Origin of the sequence: Bradyrhizobium sp. NBAIM08, from assembly GCF_020193935.1 — a bacterium.
Taxonomy (GTDB): domain Bacteria; phylum Pseudomonadota; class Alphaproteobacteria; order Rhizobiales; family Xanthobacteraceae; genus Bradyrhizobium; species Bradyrhizobium yuanmingense.
On sequence record NZ_JADYVR010000322.1, the window covers coordinates 1 to 451 of the forward strand.

Annotated in this window: 1 protein-coding gene; it reads right to left on the minus strand. The window is 53.7% G+C overall.

All coding sequences use genetic code 11. The features are described from left to right. Positions 1-148: 148 nt before the first annotated feature. Positions 149-451, minus strand: a 303-nt coding sequence (locus I6F37_RS39710; RefSeq protein ID WP_225154335.1) for a hypothetical protein, incomplete at its 5' end; no start/stop codon positions are given.

Consider the following 451-nt stretch of genomic DNA (forward strand, 5'->3'; position numbering starts at 1 on the left):
ATCCAATACCTATCACGATAACGCGAGGTGAGTTTGTCTGCCAGAGAAAACGAACGAGCGGGCCCGATGTACTTACCGTTTCAGTTTTCGCCGGAGGTGCCAGGCCGCGTTGTAGATGCGTGGTGGTGATAGGCGATTACGGCGAAGACTACGACTTGGTCCATTCGTAATTTGAATTCAACTCACCTAGCTCGGCGTAAGTTTTGGCTACCGACAAGACTGTCTTGCGATCAGCAGCTTCCCGCTTTGCCCGAATATTCGGTTGCCCCATAAATACGCGAAATGTGCCGTCCGAGGCGTTGGGTGAACCAATTAATCGAGCTTCGGCTCCGCCGGCATCGACGGCGAAGCACACATAAACCCCATCCTCGCCGCCGCCAATTCCCAAGAAACCTCCGTCGGAAGCGTTCAATGTCACAATACTTCGACGACTGCCGTCCATTCTGCCAAC